General features: G+C 67.0%; 19 protein-coding genes and 2 tRNA genes. 5 read left to right on the top strand and 16 right to left on the bottom strand.

From position 1 onward, the window contains the following. Positions 1–6 precede the first annotated feature (6 nt). Together ACZ45C_RS02345 and ACZ45C_RS02340 are read right to left on the bottom strand one after the other, a co-directional pair. Positions 7–960 carry an endonuclease/exonuclease/phosphatase family protein gene (locus tag ACZ45C_RS02345; protein WP_460561788.1) on the bottom strand — a complete coding sequence of 318 codons (954 nt, stop codon included), beginning with the start codon at positions 958–960 and terminating at the stop codon, positions 7–9. Positions 961–1,067: 107 nt separating this feature from the next. Then, a complete protein-coding gene (locus ACZ45C_RS02340) occupies positions 1,068–1,550 on the bottom strand; it encodes an RNA-binding protein (protein WP_460561786.1) in 483 nt (160 codons plus the stop codon). Positions 1,551–1,656: 106 nt separating this feature from the next. On the opposite strand from ACZ45C_RS02340, the gene ACZ45C_RS02335 reads away from it, so the two are divergent. From ACZ45C_RS02335 to ACZ45C_RS02325, 3 genes are all read left to right on the top strand, one after another. After that, positions 1,657–2,262: a 2Fe-2S iron-sulfur cluster-binding protein gene (locus tag ACZ45C_RS02335; protein ID WP_460561784.1), complete on the top strand. Its 606-nt coding sequence runs from the start codon at positions 1,657–1,659 to the stop codon at positions 2,260–2,262. A gap of 72 nt (positions 2,263–2,334) precedes the next feature. Further along, positions 2,335–2,661: a hypothetical protein gene (locus tag ACZ45C_RS02330; protein ID WP_460561782.1), complete on the top strand. Its 327-nt coding sequence runs from the start codon at positions 2,335–2,337 to the stop codon at positions 2,659–2,661. A 121-nt stretch (positions 2,662–2,782) separates the two neighbouring features. Then, on the top strand, positions 2,783–3,109 hold the full coding sequence (locus tag ACZ45C_RS02325; RefSeq protein WP_460561780.1) for a NifU family protein: 327 nt from the start codon (positions 2,783–2,785) through the stop codon (positions 3,107–3,109). Between the two features lie 103 nt (positions 3,110–3,212). Here ACZ45C_RS02325 and ACZ45C_RS02320 read toward each other — a convergent pair whose 3' ends face one another. Both ACZ45C_RS02320 and ACZ45C_RS02315 read right to left on the bottom strand, forming a co-directional pair. Further along, positions 3,213–4,685, bottom strand: coding sequence for a ribonuclease FAU-1 family protein (locus ACZ45C_RS02320; RefSeq protein WP_460561778.1), 1,473 nt, complete (start codon positions 4,683–4,685; stop codon positions 3,213–3,215). Between the two features lie 2 nt (positions 4,686–4,687). After that, positions 4,688–5,077: a DUF7532 family protein gene (locus ACZ45C_RS02315; RefSeq protein WP_460561776.1), complete on the bottom strand. Its 390-nt coding sequence runs from the start codon at positions 5,075–5,077 to the stop codon at positions 4,688–4,690. A gap of 82 nt (positions 5,078–5,159) precedes the next feature. Here ACZ45C_RS02315 and ACZ45C_RS02310 point away from each other — a divergent pair, with 82 nt between their 5' ends. After that, positions 5,160–6,170 (top strand): PrsW family intramembrane metalloprotease, encoded by a 1,011-nt coding sequence (locus ACZ45C_RS02310; RefSeq protein ID WP_460561774.1) that lies wholly within the window; start codon positions 5,160–5,162, stop codon positions 6,168–6,170. A gap of 15 nt (positions 6,171–6,185) precedes the next feature. On the opposite strand, the gene ACZ45C_RS02305 is transcribed toward ACZ45C_RS02310, so the two are convergent. The 4 genes from ACZ45C_RS02305 to ACZ45C_RS02290 all read right to left on the bottom strand — a co-directional run bounded on the left by ACZ45C_RS02305 (position 6,186) and on the right by ACZ45C_RS02290 (position 9,410). Beyond that, entirely contained in the window at positions 6,186–7,163 is a 978-nt protein-coding gene (locus tag ACZ45C_RS02305) for an ROK family protein (RefSeq protein ID WP_460561772.1), read from the bottom strand. A 70-nt stretch (positions 7,164–7,233) separates the two neighbouring features. Continuing rightward, positions 7,234–7,692: a universal stress protein gene (locus ACZ45C_RS02300; RefSeq protein ID WP_460561770.1), complete on the bottom strand. Its 459-nt coding sequence runs from the start codon at positions 7,690–7,692 to the stop codon at positions 7,234–7,236. A 187-nt stretch (positions 7,693–7,879) separates the two neighbouring features. Then, positions 7,880–8,263 (bottom strand): DUF5611 family protein, encoded by a 384-nt coding sequence (locus tag ACZ45C_RS02295; protein ID WP_460561768.1) that lies wholly within the window; start codon positions 8,261–8,263, stop codon positions 7,880–7,882. An 88-nt stretch (positions 8,264–8,351) separates the two neighbouring features. After that, positions 8,352–9,410, bottom strand: coding sequence for a DUF7093 family protein (locus ACZ45C_RS02290; RefSeq protein ID WP_460561766.1), 1,059 nt, complete (start codon positions 9,408–9,410; stop codon positions 8,352–8,354). Between the two features lie 190 nt (positions 9,411–9,600). Here ACZ45C_RS02290 and ACZ45C_RS02285 point away from each other — a divergent pair, with 190 nt between their 5' ends. After that, entirely contained in the window at positions 9,601–9,915 is a 315-nt protein-coding gene (locus tag ACZ45C_RS02285) for a 2Fe-2S iron-sulfur cluster-binding protein (protein ID WP_460561764.1), read from the top strand. Positions 9,916–10,049: 134 nt separating this feature from the next. On the opposite strand, the gene ACZ45C_RS02280 is transcribed toward ACZ45C_RS02285, so the two are convergent. The 8 genes from ACZ45C_RS02280 to ACZ45C_RS02245 form a co-directional block, all read right to left on the bottom strand. After that, on the bottom strand, positions 10,050–10,244 hold the full coding sequence (locus ACZ45C_RS02280) for a cold-shock protein (protein ID WP_049984094.1): 195 nt from the start codon (positions 10,242–10,244) through the stop codon (positions 10,050–10,052). A 646-nt stretch (positions 10,245–10,890) separates the two neighbouring features. After that, positions 10,891–10,964 (bottom strand) — tRNA-Phe (locus ACZ45C_RS02275). Between the two features lie 225 nt (positions 10,965–11,189). Continuing rightward, positions 11,190–11,260 (bottom strand) — tRNA-Pro (locus ACZ45C_RS02270). Between the two features lie 85 nt (positions 11,261–11,345). Next, positions 11,346–13,400, bottom strand: coding sequence for a DEAD/DEAH box helicase (locus ACZ45C_RS02265; protein WP_460561762.1), 2,055 nt, complete (start codon positions 13,398–13,400; stop codon positions 11,346–11,348). A gap of 144 nt (positions 13,401–13,544) precedes the next feature. After that, the gene (locus tag ACZ45C_RS02260) at positions 13,545–14,075 is read right to left on the bottom strand and encodes a 50S ribosomal protein L16 (RefSeq protein ID WP_460561760.1); all 531 of its coding nucleotides are present in this window, start codon (positions 14,073–14,075) and stop codon (positions 13,545–13,547) included. A gap of 100 nt (positions 14,076–14,175) precedes the next feature. After that, entirely contained in the window at positions 14,176–14,907 is a 732-nt protein-coding gene (nucS, locus tag ACZ45C_RS02255) for an endonuclease NucS (protein ID WP_460561758.1), read from the bottom strand. 83 nt (positions 14,908–14,990) lie between these two features. Further along, the gene (locus ACZ45C_RS02250) at positions 14,991–16,280 is read right to left on the bottom strand and encodes an adenosylhomocysteinase (protein WP_460561756.1); all 1,290 of its coding nucleotides are present in this window, start codon (positions 16,278–16,280) and stop codon (positions 14,991–14,993) included. Positions 16,281–16,396: 116 nt separating this feature from the next. Continuing rightward, positions 16,397–17,695, bottom strand: coding sequence for a hypothetical protein (locus ACZ45C_RS02245; protein ID WP_460561754.1), 1,299 nt, complete (start codon positions 17,693–17,695; stop codon positions 16,397–16,399). Positions 17,696–17,848 lie beyond the last annotated feature (153 nt).

Genomic DNA, 17,848 nt, shown 5'->3' with positions numbered 1-17,848 from the left:
ACTCGGTCAGGGACTCGGAAGCGTTAGCTTCGCGAGCACCGGCAGGTGGTCCGACGGGTACCGCCCGCGGTCGTCGCGGTCGGTCAGCGTCGCGAACGCCGCAACCTCGATGGCGGGCGAGACGAGCACGTGGTCGATCCGTCGCCCGTCGATCAGCCGCACGAAGTCGGTCAGACTCGTCGCCGGTCCGTGTCGGAGGTCGGCGACCGCGGCGGCGTCACGGAGCGCGAGTTGACCGGCGGTCGAGTCGCCTCCGCCGGTCGGACAATCTCTACGCTCGGCGTCCTCGTCGAGGAGGATCTGGTGTGGCCTCGACCCCGGCGTGCAGTTGAGGTCTCCCGCGAGCACTATCGGCAGGGACGGGTCCGTCTCTCCACCCGCCGGAGTCTCGCCCGCGTCCGCGGCGATCGTCGGGAGCCGACGCCGGAGCAGCCGTGCCGACTCCCGACGGGCGTGGTCGCTCACGTGATCGAAGTGGGTGTTGGCGACGAGAAACGACCGCCGCTTCCCGCTGTCCGTCATCTCCGCTCCGACGTGCCCGTCTCCCTCGGACCCGCCTGCGTTGTGCCCCTCCTCGTCGTCACTCCGGTCCGGTCGCACGTGGGCCCACGTCGCGATCCGCGGGTGTGTAGCCTCCCAGTCTACAGATGGCGAATCCGGCGTCGCCGAGAGCCAGAACGTCCCGTGGTCGGCGATCTGCCAGCGATCCGTGCGAACGCCGATCGGACACCCCTCGCCGTCGCCGTCGGCGGTGCGGCCGCGACCGACGAACGCGTACTCCGGGAGGCGCTCGCGGAGGTCACGTCGCTGGTCGGCGATCGGCTCTTGGACGGCGAGGACGTCCGGGCGATGAAAGAGGACGAGACCTGCGACAGCGTCGCGCCGCTCGTGCCACGCGTCGTGATGATCGCTGCGGTTCGCGTAGCGGACGTTGTAGCTCACGACCCGGATCCCGGTCATTATCATCGCAGTCGCGGGGCGTCCGATTAAAAGGTCCGGCGCGTCGGCCGGTGGAACTCCTCGGCTGCTCGGCGCGGCCGCACCGTCGACGGCGCTGTGACGACGCCCTACGCGGAGAACTCGTACAGATCGTCACCGACGTGATGGATCGAGGTGACGACCTTGCCGCTGTCTCCGGCCATCTCGTCGCCGTCGACCATCGCGCGGCCGACTGCGAGCACCTTCTCGTGGGTCTCCTCGGCGATCACGACCAGGTCGCCCTCGCGGATCGCTGGATCGGCCTCGACGATCCCCGGCCGCATCACGTCGGCACCGTCGGAGACGAACGATATCGCCCCGGCGTCCACCGTGACGACCCCCGTCTTCGGCTCGTAGTCGTTCGCGCCCCGAACGGTGAGGAACGGTTCGTCGTCGTCGACGTAGAAGACGGCGGGATCGCCGTCGACCAACACGACCTCGTAGTCGGCGTCGACGAACTCGACGAATTCGAACGTATCCCCGTCGACGTCGACTCCGAGGTGGTCCGCAACCGCCTCGCGGATCGCCGTGATGTCGTCGCTCCGGAGATGGTGCCGAGATTTCACTTGCATGGACGCTCTGTCGACCGCTCGGCCGATAAATGGTCCGTTCCGCGCTGACTCTCACTCGGTTGGACCGATCAAAACGGCCTTATGCCACCTCTCCATATCCGTTCGTATGCTTAACCCACTGGCGATCACGTCGCTCGCGAATCCGCTCGCGATCGTTATCGCGGGGATCGCGACGCTGACCGTGGTCCTCGTCGGCTCGCTGAAGGGGACGGAGTGGGAACCGACGACCGACATCTCCGACACGGTTCTCGAACGGCGCGCGTCGGCGGTTCCGGAGACCGACTTCCCCGAACCGAGTAACCGCGCGATCGGTGGCGGTGGCGGCGGCGGCGCGATTCCCGCCGGCGGAGAGGGAGACGGCGGCGAACTCGAAGACGGAAGCACGGCGAGTTCCGGTCCCGGCGACATCCCCGAAGACGAGGTCGAGTACTTCGAGGTCGAGTTCGTCAAGCAGGGAGAGACCATCGAACTCTCGAACGACCAGCCGATCCTCGAACAGGGCGAAGACCAAGGCTGGGACCTGCCGTACGCCTGCCGACAGGGGCAGTGCGTCTCCTGTGCCGGCCGCATCGGTGACGGCCCGTCCGAGGACTACGTCGAACACGACAACCAGCAGATGCTCGAGGAGGCCGAACTCGACGACGGTTACACGCTGACCTGTGTCGCGTACCCCCGCGACTCCTTCAGCCTCGAGACCGGCGAGGCACCCTAATCGTCCCTGACGCCGTCGCCGAGCGGTCCCGCCGTCGCGACACCCTTTTTCCGTCTCGCGTGAAGGATACGTATGTCTCTCACCACCGTTCTCGGCGGGGGAGTCGTCGCCGCGCTCGCCGTCCTCGTGGCTGCCCTCGTCTACCGCGACGCGGTGCGCGTCGGCGTCGACGTCGGCTCGCCGTCGCTGTGGGCCGCGCTCGTCGTCCTCTCGTTCGGCGCGAGCGCGGTCACGGCGCTCGTCGTCCCCGACGCCCCGCTCCCGGGAGTGCTCGTGTTGGCCGTGATGGGGCCGCTCTTGTACCTCCTCGAACGCGACGACTCGATGCACGACGACGGACCGCCGGATCCGACGCATCTCCCCGGCGGGTCGGACGCCACCGATGACCGCGACGAGTGACCGGTCTGTTGGTCACACGCCGGAACAGACCCGTCGGATCGACGATGACACAGTTCGTTTCGCTCGTCTAGTGTGCTCGCAAACCGCAAGCTTCCATAGGGTCGGGAGCCAAGGCGAGGTAATGAGCGACGAGAGCCTCGCCCAGCGGGTCGAACAATGGATGGTCGGGCAGATGCCGATCATTCAGATGCATGGCGGCACGAGCGTCGTCCGCGAGGCCGACGCCGAGACCGGTGAGGTCGTCGTCGAACTCGGCGGCACCTGCTCCGGCTGCGGCATCTCGAACATCACCGCCGACAACATCCGTCGCGACCTGATCATGGACTTCGAGGAGGTCACGAACGTGACCGTGCGCACCGCCTCCTCCGGCGATCAGGGCGCGTCCACGGTCGAGGGCGGCCGCGGCGGCGAGCTGAAACACGAGACCGAATCTGCGAACCACTTTTAACGATCCCTCCGCCGACCCGGGAGACGCTCGGCCGCTCCGGATCGGCTTCCGACTGGCGTGAGCCTCGCTCCGACTGCGGCTCCGACCGGCTTCCGATCCTCGACTACAGAGCGTTTTCGAGCGCCTCCGCGACGCTTCTGGCTTTTTCCGCCAACGGCTCCGAGACGTCGTCCGCGGCGACCGCCCCCCGGAGGACGTCGTCGTCGACGCGCTCGACGGTCCCGTCGGGTCGCTTCACCACGTCCACGTGGAGGTCGACGTAGCGGGCGGCGTCGGGGAACACCTCGACCGGGGTACAGACGTTAACGTACGTCCCTCTGACCGTTCCGTCGCCGCCGCGGTAGGTCGTCGGGTACCACCACCGACCCTCCTTCAGGCTCGTCTCCGCCACGTCGCCGGCCTCGCGCTGGACTCCCAACCCGTCGTAGGTGCCGCCGCCGGTCATCTCGCGTTCGACGGTGACCGTTCCGTCCGCCTCGACGGCGGTCACCGTCCCCTCGCCGAGCGTGATGACCCGACCGTCGGGTTTGCCGTGTTCGATCCTGAGCGCGTCGCCGTCGTTCGGACCGAACGCGTCAGTCACGACGCCGAACGGGAACTCGGCGTCCGGGTCGGGCTCGCACAGCGCCTCCGCGAGGTCGACGCCCGCGGACGCGTCGGCGGCTCCCGCCTTCACCCGGTGGTGTCCCGGCATCGTCGCGGTCACCTCTCGGCGGGCGCCGTCGAGCCCGAACCGACTCTCCCGCCCGAACCAGACCCAGAACCCGGCGTTCGGCGTCGCTATCGGTCCGTCGCGGAGGCGGTCCCGATCGTCGAGGACGCCGACGCCGCCGGCCGCGTCGACGGCCGAATCCAGCCTTTCGGTCGCCTCGACGGCGCGCCGGAGCCCGGCGTCCAACTCGTCGGTTCCCGCGTCGACCGCGGGCGGCTTCCACGCGGCTCGCCAGCCGTCCGGCGGCTCCAGTCCGAGCAGGTCGACCATGCCCGAGAGTTCGCGCGCGGCCGCGTCGTTCCGGACGTCGACTCGGGTTCCTGATCCCGGTTCGAGCGCGACGAGGTCGCCGCCGACGCGGAGCGAGCCGTCGAGTTCCGGACGCCGGTCCGTCCACGGCGCTGCGGACGCGCGGACCTGGACGCGGACCGGATCCCCGGACTCGACGCGGTCATCGACGTCTCCGTACGGGAGGTACCCCTCGGCGGTAGCGGGGTCGCCACCCTCGGTGTCTTCCGCGCCCTCGTCGTCGACGCGAAGCCGCACGACCGCGCCCCCGCCGAGCGTCTCTGTCACCTCGCCGTCCAGCACCGCGCCGGGCGGGGTCGGATCCGTCCACGCGAGCGTGTCGAGACCGACGCCGGCGAGCAGATCGCGGAGAACCGCGGTCGCCTCCGGATCGCCGTACGCGCCGACGCCCTGTCTGTCCGCCGTCGTCTCCACCCGCACGTCGGGTGGTACGTTCGGAAACGCCGCGTCGAACCGCCGCCGGATCGGAGCGGACGCGTCCACGACCTCGTGGTCCGCCTCCAACAGCAGCCGCGTGAGCGCCGTCGTGTAGATGCCGCGAACGCGCGCGTTCACCGTCACAACACCTCTCGGTCGCGGGCGAATCGGACCCGGTCGTGGACCGTCTCCCCGAGCGAGAGTTCGACGAGGACGGGCTCGTCGCTTTCCGACCGCAACACCCGCCCGCCCTCGATCGGTACGCCCCATCCGTCGAGCGAGAGGTATCCCCGGAGGTCGCTACCGTGAGTGAACAGATCGACGGCGGCCGTCGGGTGTTCCTGGACCGATGCGGTGCTGTGTGCAAGCTCCATGTCCGAGTAGTACGGACCGTCCCCGTCGAAAAATGCCCGGAGCCGCTCGGCGTCCTCGTCGACCAGTTCGGCGACGCGGTCGGACGCCGACGCGATCGCATCGGTGTCGAGTCCCGCCTCGCGGAGCGCCTGCTGGGTCCGGCTGTCGAAGTGCATACGTCCCGTTTCGCGCGCTCGCGTTTCAAATCGACGCTGTCGTCCGTCACCGATTAAGTGTCTGTGGGTTGAACCCGGCGGTATGCCGTCCCAGTCGGATCCGATCGAGTCGCGCGCCGACGACGATCGAGACCTCTACGACATCGCAACGTGGGAAGAGCGGACGTCTCTCGACGGACTTTCGGTCGCGTTACACTGGTTCATCACCCGTTCGGCGAAGGCGTTCGTGGTCCTCGTCGCCCTCCTCGGTCTCCTCACGGTGCTCGGGTCGATCGGGCTCGGACTCGTCTTCGATCCGGCGGTCGCGATTCTCGTCGGGCTGTCCGCGGTCCCGGCGCTCGGATTCGCCGCGTACGTGTACGTCTCGGATGTCACGAGCGGCGAACCGCTCTCGCTCCTCGTCGCGACGTTCCTGTTGTCGATTCTGACCGCCACGTTCGCAGCGGTCCTCAACAGCGTCGCGCAGCCGTACTTTCAGCGGTTCGGGTTCCTCGGCATGGTCGCGTTCTTCTTCGTCATCGTCGGTCCCATCGAGGAGACGGTGAAGCTGCTCGCAGTCCGGCTGTACGCGTACACCGACGCGCGGTTCGACGCGGTCATCGACGGGGCGGTGTACGGCGCGATCGCCGGCCTCGGGTTCGCCGTCATCGAGAATCTCGTGTACATCGCACAGTCCGTCGACCTCGCGGAACTCACCCTCGGGATCGCCGTGCTGGGCGCGGGCGACGGGATCGCGGCGCTTCGCGCACTGGCGGGACCGGGACACGTCATCTACTCCGCGTTCGCGGGGTACTACCTCGGGCTCGCGAAGTTCAACCCCGACGACCGCGGGCCGATCATCGTGAAGGGACTGATACTCGCGGCCGTCATCCACGCCCTGTACAACACGCTCGTCGGCCCCGTCACGACGATCGTCTCTACGGTCACCGGACTCCCGTCCGTCGGCAGTCTGCTCCTGTTCGTCCTCGTGTTCCAAGGCGCGTTCGGGTACGTGTTGTTACAGAAGGTGTGGCGCTACCGCGACGCGTATCTCGACACCCGCGATGCGGTCGATCCCGCGGTCGATCCCGAGCTTACCGAGTTCGAGAACTGAGACGTGCCGCGCCGGCTACGGCGGATTCTCCACTCGGGATCGGTCGCCGGTCCCGCCCGTGAGCGCGCTCGCGAGCGCTCCCTTGACCACGACCTCGTCGCCGAGCGCGGTCAGTCTGATCTCGGGGACGTTGATGAACACCATGTCCGCGAGCTTCTCGCGAACGGGGTCTAAGACGCGATCCGGATTGTTGAGCGCGACCGCGCCGCCGACGCTCACGACGAGCGGGGCGTACGCGTGTATTACGTTTGCAATTCCCATGGCGTTCCAATGGGCGACCTGCTCTATCACGTGATCGGCGAAGGTGTCCTCGCCTGCGGCCTCGAACACGTCGACCGCAGAGAAATCGGGATCTTCGACGGGGAGGCTCGTCTCGATCGGGTCCTCCTCGTGTAGTTCGCGGGCGTACTCCGGGATGTTGTTGCCCGAGCAGTATCCCTCCCAGTGGCCGTCGAGGCCGCACCCGCAGGTCATGAATCCGTGGGGATCGACCGTCATGTGCCCCACTTCACCGGCGTTGCCGTCCCATCCCGAGAGCACGTTGCCGTCGACGGCGACGCCCGCACCGATCCCCGAGGAGATGGTGAGATACACCATGTCGTCCGGGTTGCGGTCGGCGTGAAACCGCTCGCCGATGACGCCCGCGATGGTGTCGTTGTGGAGGTACACCTCGTCGGTGTCCAAAAGCTGTGAGATCGGACCGACGAGCGGGATACGCTCGACCGTGTCCGGAAGGTTCGCCGGGCCCTGAATCACGCCGGCGGCGAGATCGAGCGGACCGATCGAGCCGACGCCGGCGGCCGAGACGTCGCTCGGGTCGATCCCGGCGTCCGCACACGCCCCGCGGACGACGCCTAACACGGCCTCGGTCACGGCGATTCCGCTCGGTCCTCGGGGCGTTCCCCGCGAGTCGCTACCGAGCACGGTCGCGGAACCGTCGCCGACGACCGCCCGGACGTTCGTCGCTCCGAGGTCGACGCCCACGTAGTACATCGGCTAAACGGGCGGACCGGTATCACTTAAGCGGGACGCTTCTTCCGATCCGCCCCGCTCCGGTGTCGGCTTACGCCGCGACCGCTCGAACGAACGTCACCGGACACGGCGCAGAGAGCATGACCTCCTGTGCGACGCTGCCGAACACGGCCTTTCCGGTCGGCGAGCGCTGGCGACCGCCGACGACGACCCGGTCCGCCCCGACCGCGCTCGCCGTCTCGACGACCTCGTCGGCGAGGTCGCCGACCCTCCCGCGGATCGAGTATCGCACGCCGGCCTCGGAGAGCGCGTTCGCGACCGCGCGAGTCGTGGTGTGCCGCTCCGCGACGGCGTCGGGCGTCGAGCCCTCGTCATCCTCGTCGACGCCGAGTTTCGCTCGGACGCTCTCGAACTCCGCATCGCCGAACACGTGGGTCAACACGACTTCCGCGTCCGCCGGCTCCGCCACGGCGACGGCCTCTTCTGCCAGTCGTTCGGTTCGTTCCTCGTCTTCGGTACCGACCGCCAGTACCACTGTCTCGATGCTCATATCTCCTATTGGTACCCGATCGAGTTAAAAGGGGCGCATTTTAACTCAATTTCGAATAAATTTTCATTCGATCGATCCTGACAGTCACCGACGGTACTCCGGCGTCTGACGAAGGCACGTGGTGGTGACCGCCACAGAAAGAACAAGAATACTCGTCGGCCGCGCGATCGGGTGTCCGGTGGGCCGTTCAGTAGTCCGGTGCGTCGTCTTCGACTTTGCGCTTCAGCGAATCGCGTCGCGATTTCGCGTCGCGGCCGGTGGCCTCGAGCAGGAACTCGTTTTTCGCGTCGACGGCGTCGGCGGCGGCGTCGGCGTTGCCCTCGGCGATGACGTCTTCCGCGGGACGCTCTTCGAAGTGGACCGCGAGCTTGTCCTTCTTACTGCCGTACTCGGCCGCGCCGGCTACGATACGCTCGAACACGGGGTTGTCGGGGTCCTCGACGACGTACAGCTCATGGCCCTCCCACTCGTCGATGCCGCTGACCTCACCGAAGTACTCCTCGATAGAGCCCTTCAGGTCGGGCATGCGGTCTCCGAGATGCTCGCCGCGTCGCATCTTGTACTCCTTCATACCGGCACCGTTCGACAGGGGCGCCTAAACCAGTTTCGTCACGGGATTTCGCCGCCGCTGAGCGCCCTCTCGACGCAACGCCGCCCGATCAGATCGGCCGCTCGTCGACGTAGCCTCGCTTGCACTCAGGACAGATGTCGCCCGCCCGCATGGAGTTGCCGTCGGCGGACCGCGTCATCTCACACTCGGGACAGTAGTACTCCGTCGTCACGTCGTCGCTCGCAGTTCCGAGGTCTGGGCTTCCGCCCCGAGTGATCGGCGCTCCGTCGTCGACCGCGGACCGACCCGTGCTGCCGGCTCCGCCCGTACCGCTCGGATCCGGCGCGGTCACGTACTCGACATCCTCATCCGCGGCCGTCTCGGCCGCCTCCGGGGTGAGCCCGCCGCCGAACTCGACGCTCCCGTCCGCGTCGCTGTCGTCGATCTCCGCGCTGAATCCCTCGTCTTCACCCCGTTGCTCGGGCCACGGTGTCGGATCCTCCGCCGCCGACTGCGCCTCCTCGACGTCCGGCCACGCGCCCCGATCCCTGTCGCCGTCTCGGGCGTCACCCTCCTCGTCGAGGATCACGCCGTCGTCGGTTCCATCCGCGGCTCCGTCCGTCGCCGAGGTCTCTGCGCCCCCCGCGTTCGGGTACGCCGCGTATTCGCCGTCGTCACCGAGCGACCCGTCGCCGCCTTCGGCTCCGTCGTCGAGGAGTTCTGCACCCTCCTCGTCGGCACCGACATCCGCTCCGCTTTCGGCCGCAGTCGGTGTGTCGGTCGTCGGCTCTTCTCTCGCTCCCGCGTCGTCCGGTCCGTCGTCGATGATCACCGCGTCCTCTTCGGTCGCGTCGGCGTCGGCGAGATCGACGGCTCCTCCCGATCCACCGAGGTCCGGTTCGGCCGCTCCGCCGGCCGCGGGTTCGGTGGTCGCGACCTCGCCCGCGCCGTCGGACGGCGCGGGCGAGTCGGCCTCGACGGCGGCCTCCTCGGCCAACTGCTCCATGGTCGTGACCTCGGTGTTTTCGCTGACGATCTGCGTCTCGCCGCAGCGAGCGCAGGTTTTCACCTCGGTGACGGTCGTGACGACCTCGTTCCCGTCTTCGTCCCGTTCGCGCTGTAGTTCGGGTTCGTCGAAGTCGTGCCCGAGCAGACACCTGAGTCCCATTATGCCACCTCTGCGGTGCCGAAGAGTAAAAAACGCCCCGTCCAACGTCTGACGAACGGCACACGATGTGGAACCGCGCGGCCGCTACGGTCGCTGCCCTTCGCCGCCCATCCGCGAACGCGATCTGCGACACCGCTCGGCCGACGCGACACAGACTCTTTGTGGGTTGCCCCCATACCACTCGATGTCTATGCCGACAGTATCCTATCAAGGCGAGGAGATCGAGTGCGAAGAGGGAGCCGTCTTACGCGACGTGCTGGCGGAGGCCGGTCTCTCCGTGTACAACGGGAAATCCGAGACGTTCAACTGTCGCGGCATGGGATCGTGCGGTACCTGCGCGGTCAAAATCGAGGGGGAGGTCAGCGAGCCGGACCGCAAGGAGAAGGCCCGTCTCTGGCTCCCGCCGCACCACCCCAGCCACGACGTGCGCCTCGCGTGTCAGGCTCGCGTCCAGGGCGACGTCGAGGTGACGAAGGGCCGCGGACTGTGGGGCCAACACGTCTAGGGTCGTCGCTGCCGCTCAGTGTGTAGATAAGACCCGCAACGGACGAGGTCCGCAGCGCGGGTAGAACGTCTCGGTATCGCGTGTCAGAGCCGTGTTCGGCGTCAGCCGGACCGACCCGCCTAATCGGTATCGGCTTACTGCCGAACGACGTTGGACGCGCGCGGGCCCTTGTCGGAGGACTCGATGTCGAACTCGAGCTCCTGTCCCTCTTCGAGGTCCGGGCCGCCGACGTCTTCCATGTGGAAGAACACGTCGTCGTCTGCGTCGTCAGTCTCGATAAATCCGTAGCCGCCAGTGTCGTTGAAGAAATCAACCTTTCCGGTCGCCATTGCATCTAAACTCACGGCCGGACGAGGCATAACAGTTGCGAGTGTACAGTTACCACGACTACCGGCAGACGTTCGTCTTCCGTATCGGTGCGTATCGCGGCGATCTGTGACCGTACACGCGAACTCGACGATCAAGTACGATCGGATTGTCGGTTCCTCTCCGAAAATGCGTCGAACCCGTGACCCGACTGTATGCGCCTCTCGAACGGCCGTGAATCGTCTCCGTGTCCCCAATTAACACTCTTTCCGCCCTTCACAATAGTTGCGGAATCAAATCTCTCTGTACGAATTACACGACCGTGGCGGTTTTCGCGGTGACAGATTCAGTGAGAGAGAATGTCGCCTCCCCGATTTGAACTCGCCGAGACATTCGCCCTCGCTCCGCTCGGGCTCGCGCCTCGTCTGCTCAAACCGGCTCGGCGTCGTTTCTTCACCCACTCGCTGTCGCTCACCGTCTCGAAATATGCCGCCTCCCCGATTTGAAACGCGTGATACTCTCTTCGGTCGTCTCACTGTTCCCCGCTCGCTTCGTCGCCGGCCTACGGCCGGCTTCCAGCGGGACCTCCGGTCCCGCACGGCTCGCGGGGACGGGAGACAGCTCGATCTTCAGTCGTGACCAACGAATGCGGATCGCGTTGAAAAGGTATGCCGCCTCCCCGATTTGAACGGGGGACAGCTCGATCTTCAGTCGAGTGCTCTCCCAATCTGAGCTAAGGCGGCTCGCACTCGGACCAACGCCGATTCGAGACAAAAGGATTTCGAAAGGCGGCAGCCGGATCGGTCTCGACTGAACTGCTGGCCGCAGTGCTCGCGATATCGCTCACAGCAGTAGAATGGGACCGCCCGGATTCGAACCTCACTCGTTTCGCTCTCGTTGTTCGCTTCACTCCCTGCTTCGAATCCGCTCCACTGCTGCTGCTCGCGGTATCGCTCGCAGCAGCAGAATGGGACCGCCCGGATTCGAACCGGGGTCACGGGCACCCAAGGCCCGGAGTATACCACTAACCCACGGTCCCGCGTCCTTCTATACCCGCATCGGCCGCTAAAGCGTTTCGTTGCGCATCGACCCGCGCGGCCGATTCACACGCGTCCGGTGGCGACTCACTCCTCGTCTTCACGCAGTTCGAGGTCGGCGACGATGTCGTACGGATCCGACCCCTTCCGGATCGCATCGAGGATGAAAAAGGCCTCGTCGGGGGCGAGAAAGTGCCTCGTGATCCCGCGGCCGAGCGGCGTCGGCTCGAAGCCGTCGATAAAGTCCCACTCCAAGAGCTTCCCGATCGCGTGTTTCGTCGGCACCTCGCCGATCATCCGGTCGTTGAGCCGTTTGGCCTTCTTGCCGGCGACGACGACGTTCGCGAGCGTCTCTTCGACCGCGGCGGTCTCGTCGTAGTGAGTCGCCACGTCCTCCATCTCGCCTTTGAGCAGGGTGAACGCCACTTCGTCTTCGGTGCGCTCCATCGAGTTGTGGTAAACGCCGTCGGGCTCGACGAGGAGGTACACCCGACCGCGGTCGTGGTAGTCCGGCCGCCCCGCTCGCCCGAGCATCTGTGAGAACTCCTGTACCGACAGCCACTCGATCCCCATCGCCAACGAGTCGAAGATCACCTGCGAGGCGGGGAAGTCGACCCCCGCGGCGAGCGCGGCGGTCGTGACGACCGCGGACAGATCTTGATTCCCGAACTGCCGCTCGACCGTCTTCCGGCGCTTGTAGTCGAGGCCGGCGTGGTACGGCGCGGAGTCGTACCGGAGCTTCCGACTGATCTCGTGGCAGCGCCGCCGCGAGTTCGTGAAGATGATCGTCTGCCCGCGGTACCCCTTCGACGACTTCGTGTCGAACTCCCGCTTGACGAGCTTGTCGGCGATATCGGCCTTCTCGCGGCTGTCGGCGAAGGTGACGTGTCGCTCGATCGGGACGGGGCGCTCCTCGTACTCGATCAGCGTGGCACGGAGCTTCTCGGCGAGCCACTCGGGATTCCCGACCGTCGCCGAGAGGTAGACGAACTGCGTGCCGCCGTATCCCGAGTGCGTCTCCATCCGGTTCTCGCTGTAGTACTTCAGTCGAGAGATGAGCCCGTCGAGCCGGTGGCCGCGCTCGCCCTCCTTCAGCGTGTGGACCTCGTCGATAACGACCGTCCCCACGTCACCCAGATCCTTGCCGGTCCGGAGCGCGTGGTCGATCCCCTCGTAGGTGCCGACGATCACGTCGGCGTTCGGGTCGAACCGATTGCCGTCGTCGTTCACCCGCGAGGAGCCGACGCGGATCGAGACGTCGAGGAGGTCCCCGTAGCGGTCCTCGAAGTCCTCGTGTTTCTGGTTGGCGAGCGCGACGAGCGGCACCAAAAAGAGCAGCTTCCCGTCACCGTTCAGCGCTCGGTCGATACCGGTCAACTCGCCGATCAGCGTCTTCCCCGTCGCGGTCGCGCTCACGACGAGCTGGTCGTCGCCCTCCAGGAGGCCGTTCCGCACCGAGAGGCTCTGGACGGGGAGCAGTTCGTCGAACCGCCCCTGCACGTGGTCTGCGAGATCGGGATGCAGATCGAGGTCGGCGGTCGACACCGGCGAGATGTCGTCGACGTTCGCCGACACCTCGTCGTACTTCGTGAGGTCCGGGTCGAGCCCGCCCTGCAGCAGATTGACGATCCGGTCGAGATCCCCGGACTCGTACAGTAACTCTTCGAGTCGTTCCTCGGCCGCCCCCGTGAACTCGCCTTTATACGACAGCTCGCGCTCCAGTTCTCGGCGGGCGCAGTCTCGACAGATCAACTCGCCGTTGTGCTCGATCGCGCCGTCGCTCGTGATCGGTCCGTACCGGCCGTCGTTCGCGCACCGGCGACAGGTCCGAACGGTGAGCGCGTCCAGTTGGTAGCCGTCGAGCATCGCTCCCAGACGGTCGCGGTTCTCGGTGCCAGTCTGCTCCGAGATTCGAATCCGATCGGCCGCGCGCGCGAGGTCGACGAACTCGTCCGGGCGGCGAGGCTCCTCTTCGCCGTCGCGAACGACGCGGAACTTCCCCGGTCGCGGACCCGCAGACGTCTCCTTGAGTTCGAGCCGGCCGCGGAGCACCCGGTTGCCGTCGCGGGTGGCGACCACCGTGTAGTCGCTCCGCGCCTCGTGGAGAAACAGCGTCTCGACCTCGGCCAACTGCTGTGACACTGCCCGTCGGTACGCGAGCGAGGTATTTTAGGAGTTCGGCTCGTCGCGTCCCGGCCTCTGCGGGCCGCGCTGCCGTCCCGATCGCGGTCGTATCGGCGTCGCTGTCGGGATCGCGAACCGCGCCTCGAAAAGCCGGCGGGCCGTCTACGAGACGAGCAGCTTCTCGCCGCGGTCGACCGTGATCCGGCACGGTGGCGAGAGCTTGTTGTACGCGCGTCGGAACGCCTCCTTCACGACGGGGGCCTGCTCGACGTCGCAGTAGGCGGTGAAGACGATGTCGTCTTTGTTCAGTCGCGCGGCGGTTCCGACCGGCTTACCGAACGCCTGCCGCATCCCGTCGGAAACGCGGTCCGCGCCGGCGCCGGTCGCCTGCTTGTTCTCCCGGATGACCTGGTGGGGGAACTTGCGCAGCGTCATCTTGTAGTTGCCCTCGCCGAGCTCCTTGATGAGGTGACGGTTCGCCGAGAGACGCGCGCTCTCCAGGGAGCCGTGACGGATCTGGAGTTCCTCCTCGACGCGGAGGCTGATCTGGACGGGGTAGTCGTCCGGCTCCGCGGACAGGTCGCCCATGTTGTGCTGGGCGATCTTCGAGCCGGGAATGCCGGTGATGTACTCGCGCCGGGTGTACGAGGGTTTATCGATCGTCCGATACATAGAGGCGGGTTTGTCAGACATGGCTACTTGTCCGATGTAGCCCGTGCTGCGTCGATAAACCCTTCGATACGGCGGCGTCGACCTCTTCGCGGCGGTCGGACGCGGAGCGATACGCTCCGCGTCACTCCGGCGACGGATCGAGTGCGACGTGGTCGAATCCTCGGTCCGCCAGCCGCTCAGCGGCCCGATCGGTCACCGACGGCGCGACGAGAACCCCGCGGACCGTGAGATCGCGCTCCTCGGCTCCCACCTCCTCCTCCAACGCTCGGACGTACCGCGCCAACTGTCCGACCGCGTCCGGGCCGACCCGCCGCCGTTTCAGTTCCACGACGACCGGAGTCCCGTCGGCGTCGACGCCGAACACGTCCATCGGCCCGGCGCTGGAGGGGCGTTCGGTCGCTTTCGGTTCGAAGCCCGGTTCGACGAGTTCGGGCCGCTCTAAGATGCGCGTCCGGAGGTCCTCCTCGCTGCCGTGGAGCGTGAGGTCACGCCCGCCGGTGACGGCCATCGCGGAGAGTTGGTGAACGTCCTCGAAGGCGACCGTGAGCGTCTCGTCGGGGTTCGTCCGCGTGGAGACCACCCGGAGTCGTCCGTCGCGGACCGCGGCACGGTGTTCGGAGCCGGGCGGCTGCCAGTTGACGGGCTGGTGCCCCTCGTCGGTATGGACGAGTGCGGCTCCGTCGGGCTTCAACACGAGTAGCCGGTCGCCACCGCCGAGATCGGAGGCCGCGCGGCCCTCGTACGTGACCGTACAGCGGCCGAAGAGGCTGACGAGGTCGCCGCGCTCGAAGGCGTCCTCCAGTTCCCAGAGGGCCTCTCGATGGCTCGGATCGTGGAGGGTTGTCACTGTCACTGAGTGGTGTACGGGGGTGCGGCTCAAAAAGGGCGCGAGGGGCGACTCGCGCGGGCCGATCGCGCCACCGCTGGTATCCCCGCCTACGTCCCGTGCTCCCAACTGCCCATGTACTCGCGCTGCTCGTCGGTGAGTTCGTCGTACTCGACGCCCTCGGCGGCGAGTTTGATGTCCGCGACCTCGCGGTCGAGGTCGTCGGGCACGTCGTGGACGCCGGCGTCGTACGCGTCGCCGTTGGCGGCGAGTTCGCGGACGACGACCGCCTGGACGCCGAAGCTCTGGTCCATCACTTCCACGGGGTGGCCGAGCGAGATTGGCGCCGCGAGGTTGACGAGCCGCCCCTCCGCGATCACGTTCAGCACGCGGCCGTCCGCCATCTCGAACCCTTCGACGCCGTCACGGACCTCGTAGCGGTCGACCGCGAGGTCGTCGAGGTGATCGAGATTCACCTCCACGTCGAAGTGGCCGGCGTTGGCGAGCAGGACGCCGTCGTTCATCGCCTTGAAGTGCTCGCGGGTGATCACGTCGCGGTTGCCCGTCGTCGTGATGAACACGTCGCCCGTCTTCGCAGCCTCTCGCATCGGTAGCACCTCGTACCCCTCCATGTGGGCCTCCAAGGCCTTCCGCGGGTCGACCTCGCAGACGATCACGTTCGCGTTCTGGCCCGAGGCCTTCTTTGCGACGCCCTTGCCGCACTGGCCGAACCCGCCGACGACGACGTTCTTCCCGGCCCACGAGAGGTTCGTCGTCATCGCGATGGTCGCGAGCGACGACTCGCCCGTGCCGTGGACGTTGTCGAACAGCTGTTTCATCGGCGTGTCGTTCACAGCGAAGACGGGGTAGTGCAGCTCGCCGTCGGCGTCCATCGCACGCAGACGGTCGACGCCGGTGGTCGTCTCCTCGGCCCCGCCGATTATGGAGTCGATGAGGTCGGGGTACTCCTCGTGGACGAGTTTCACCATGTCCATCCCGTCGTCGACGGTGATGGTGGGCTCGTGGGCGATACAAGCGTGCATCGCGTCGTAGTACGCCTCGTCGTCGACGCCCCGGACCGCGTAGGAGGTGATCGACTCGTGGGAGTCGAGCGCGGCCGACACGTCGTCGTGCGTCGAGAGCGGGTTACACCCGGTGATAGCGACGTCGGCCCCGCCGTCCGCCAGCAACTCGACGAGGTTCGCGGTCTTCGCCTCGACGTGCATCGCCATCGCGATCGTCTCGCCGGCGAGCGGCTGCGTCTCCTCGAACTCCTCGCGAAGCGCGTTCAAGATCGGCATGTGCTGGAGCGCCCAGTCCATCTTCCGGCGACCCTCCTCCCGAGCCGACTCCACGTCCGAGAGGTGGTGTGACACCGGCTGGTATGCGGTTTCGCTCATACCACTCAGTTCGCTCACGCCGCACTAAACCCTGCCGACAGGGGACTGTGAAGAAACGAGCCCGATTGCCGCGTTCGCGATCGCGGCTACGCTCCGCCCGCTACCTCGCGTCGTGTCTACGGCGGTCCGTTTCCGTTGCCGGGGCCGTTCCCGTTGCCGGCTCCGTTTCCGCTGCTGGAGCCGCCATCGTCGTCATCTGCGTCGCTGTCGTCATCGTCCTCGTCCGCATCGTTCTCATCTGCATCATCTGCGTCGTCCGCGTCGTCTTCATCCGCATCGTCCTCGTCCGCATCATCCTCGTCTGCGTCGTCTTCATCCGCATCGTCCTCATCAGTGTCGTCGCTATCGTCGCTCTCATCGTCCGCATCGTCGTCACGGTCGGGTCCCGCGTGGTCCGGCGGTCCCCGCTCTCCGTCTGCGTCGTCACCGTTTGCGTCGTCGCCACCCGCGTCGTCGCTCTCGTCGTCCGCGTCGTCGTCGCTGTTCGGCCCGACGTTCTCGGGCGGTCCCCGCTCGCCGTCGTTTCCGTTGCCCGCGCGGTCCGGCGCGTTGCCGGGACCGTCGCTCTCGTTGCCCGCGTCGCCGTCGTCGCTCGCGTTACCGTCCGCGTCGTTCGGGCCGCCGGGAGAGCCGGCGTCATCCGGCGCGTTCCCCGGGTTGTTCTCCCTCACGAAGTCCGAGACTGCGGCACCGATGCCGCCCTCGCGCTCGCCGAGACGGTCGATGAAGTCACGCACCAACTGCCCGAACGGGCCCTCGGACTCCGGTTCCTCGGCCACCGGTTCTTCGGCCTCCCCGACGGTCAACTCCACCGTCGCCGCGATGGAGTCGTTCCCGACGGTCGCGGTCACGTCGACCGTGACGTTCTCCTCGGGCGCGGGGAGCCTCACCGTGCCGTTCTCGTCGGTCTCGTAGTCTCCCTCGCCAGCGTAGGTGACATTCTGCCCGTCGACCGTGGTGACGTTGACCGAGGCGTTCTCGACCGCGTCACCGCCGTCGGTCACGGTGACGACCGGATCGCCGTCGTCGATCGCCACGTCGAGCCCGAGTTCGGACTCGGCCGTCGCTTCGAGATCGACCGTCGTGGACGCGCTCCGGTTGTCAGCCGTCGCGGTCACGTCGACCGTGACGTTCTCCTCGGGCGCGGGGAGTCCGACCGTTCCGTTCTCGTCGGTCGTGTACTCGCCCGCCCCGGCGTACGATTCGTTGGTCGGATCCGCGACGGTGACGTTGACCGTCGCGTTCTCGACTGCGGTACCGTTCTCCGTCACCGTCACTGTCGGCTCTCCGTCGGTGTCGTCGACGGTCACGCCGAGTTCGCCGTCGGCGACCGCGACGCCCGCCATCGCGCCGAGCGCGACGGCCGCGACCAACAGCAGCGCGACCAATTTCGTCCCAATCGTTCTGTCGCTCATGTCCACTCGGGTCGTGCCGCCGTTACCACATAAAAAGGAGACTCCGTTAACGCGGTTTAATCCGGATTGTGTCCCGGTTAACGCGGCTGAAACGGTTATTTTGGATAGCCGGGATCACGCCGGGGGTTGCCGCCGGCTTGACGTCGATTCGCC

Source organism: Halorubrum pallidum (assembly GCF_055380345.1).
This window is presented reverse-complemented; position numbering and strand designations above follow the sequence as displayed.

What these genes read in the sequence shown, in the direction of transcription:
- ACZ45C_RS02345 (WP_460561788.1), bottom strand. Translation starts at nt 960, where the DNA reads ATGACCGGGATCCGGGTCGTGAGCTACAACGTCCGCTACGCGAACCGC.
- ACZ45C_RS02340 (WP_460561786.1), bottom strand. Translation starts at nt 1,550, where the DNA reads ATGCAAGTGAAATCTCGGCACCATCTCCGGAGCGACGACATCACGGCG.
- ACZ45C_RS02335 (WP_460561784.1), top strand. Translation starts at nt 1,657, where the DNA reads ATGCTTAACCCACTGGCGATCACGTCGCTCGCGAATCCGCTCGCGATC.
- ACZ45C_RS02330 (WP_460561782.1), top strand. Translation starts at nt 2,335, where the DNA reads ATGTCTCTCACCACCGTTCTCGGCGGGGGAGTCGTCGCCGCGCTCGCC.
- ACZ45C_RS02325 (WP_460561780.1), top strand. Translation starts at nt 2,783, where the DNA reads ATGAGCGACGAGAGCCTCGCCCAGCGGGTCGAACAATGGATGGTCGGG.
- ACZ45C_RS02315 (WP_460561776.1), bottom strand. Translation starts at nt 5,077, where the DNA reads ATGCACTTCGACAGCCGGACCCAGCAGGCGCTCCGCGAGGCGGGACTC.
- ACZ45C_RS02310 (WP_460561774.1), top strand. Translation starts at nt 5,160, where the DNA reads ATGCCGTCCCAGTCGGATCCGATCGAGTCGCGCGCCGACGACGATCGA.
- ACZ45C_RS02305 (WP_460561772.1), bottom strand. Translation starts at nt 7,163, where the DNA reads ATGTACTACGTGGGCGTCGACCTCGGAGCGACGAACGTCCGGGCGGTC.
- ACZ45C_RS02300 (WP_460561770.1), bottom strand. Translation starts at nt 7,692, where the DNA reads ATGAGCATCGAGACAGTGGTACTGGCGGTCGGTACCGAAGACGAGGAA.
- ACZ45C_RS02295 (WP_460561768.1), bottom strand. Translation starts at nt 8,263, where the DNA reads ATGAAGGAGTACAAGATGCGACGCGGCGAGCATCTCGGAGACCGCATG.
- ACZ45C_RS02290 (WP_460561766.1), bottom strand. Translation starts at nt 9,410, where the DNA reads ATGGGACTCAGGTGTCTGCTCGGGCACGACTTCGACGAACCCGAACTA.
- ACZ45C_RS02285 (WP_460561764.1), top strand. Translation starts at nt 9,601, where the DNA reads ATGCCGACAGTATCCTATCAAGGCGAGGAGATCGAGTGCGAAGAGGGA.
- ACZ45C_RS02280 (WP_049984094.1), bottom strand. Translation starts at nt 10,244, where the DNA reads ATGGCGACCGGAAAGGTTGATTTCTTCAACGACACTGGCGGCTACGGA.
- ACZ45C_RS02260 (WP_460561760.1), bottom strand. Translation starts at nt 14,075, where the DNA reads ATGTCTGACAAACCCGCCTCTATGTATCGGACGATCGATAAACCCTCG.
- ACZ45C_RS02250 (WP_460561756.1), bottom strand. Translation starts at nt 16,280, where the DNA reads ATGAGCGAAACCGCATACCAGCCGGTGTCACACCACCTCTCGGACGTG.
- ACZ45C_RS02245 (WP_460561754.1), bottom strand. Translation starts at nt 17,695, where the DNA reads ATGAGCGACAGAACGATTGGGACGAAATTGGTCGCGCTGCTGTTGGTC.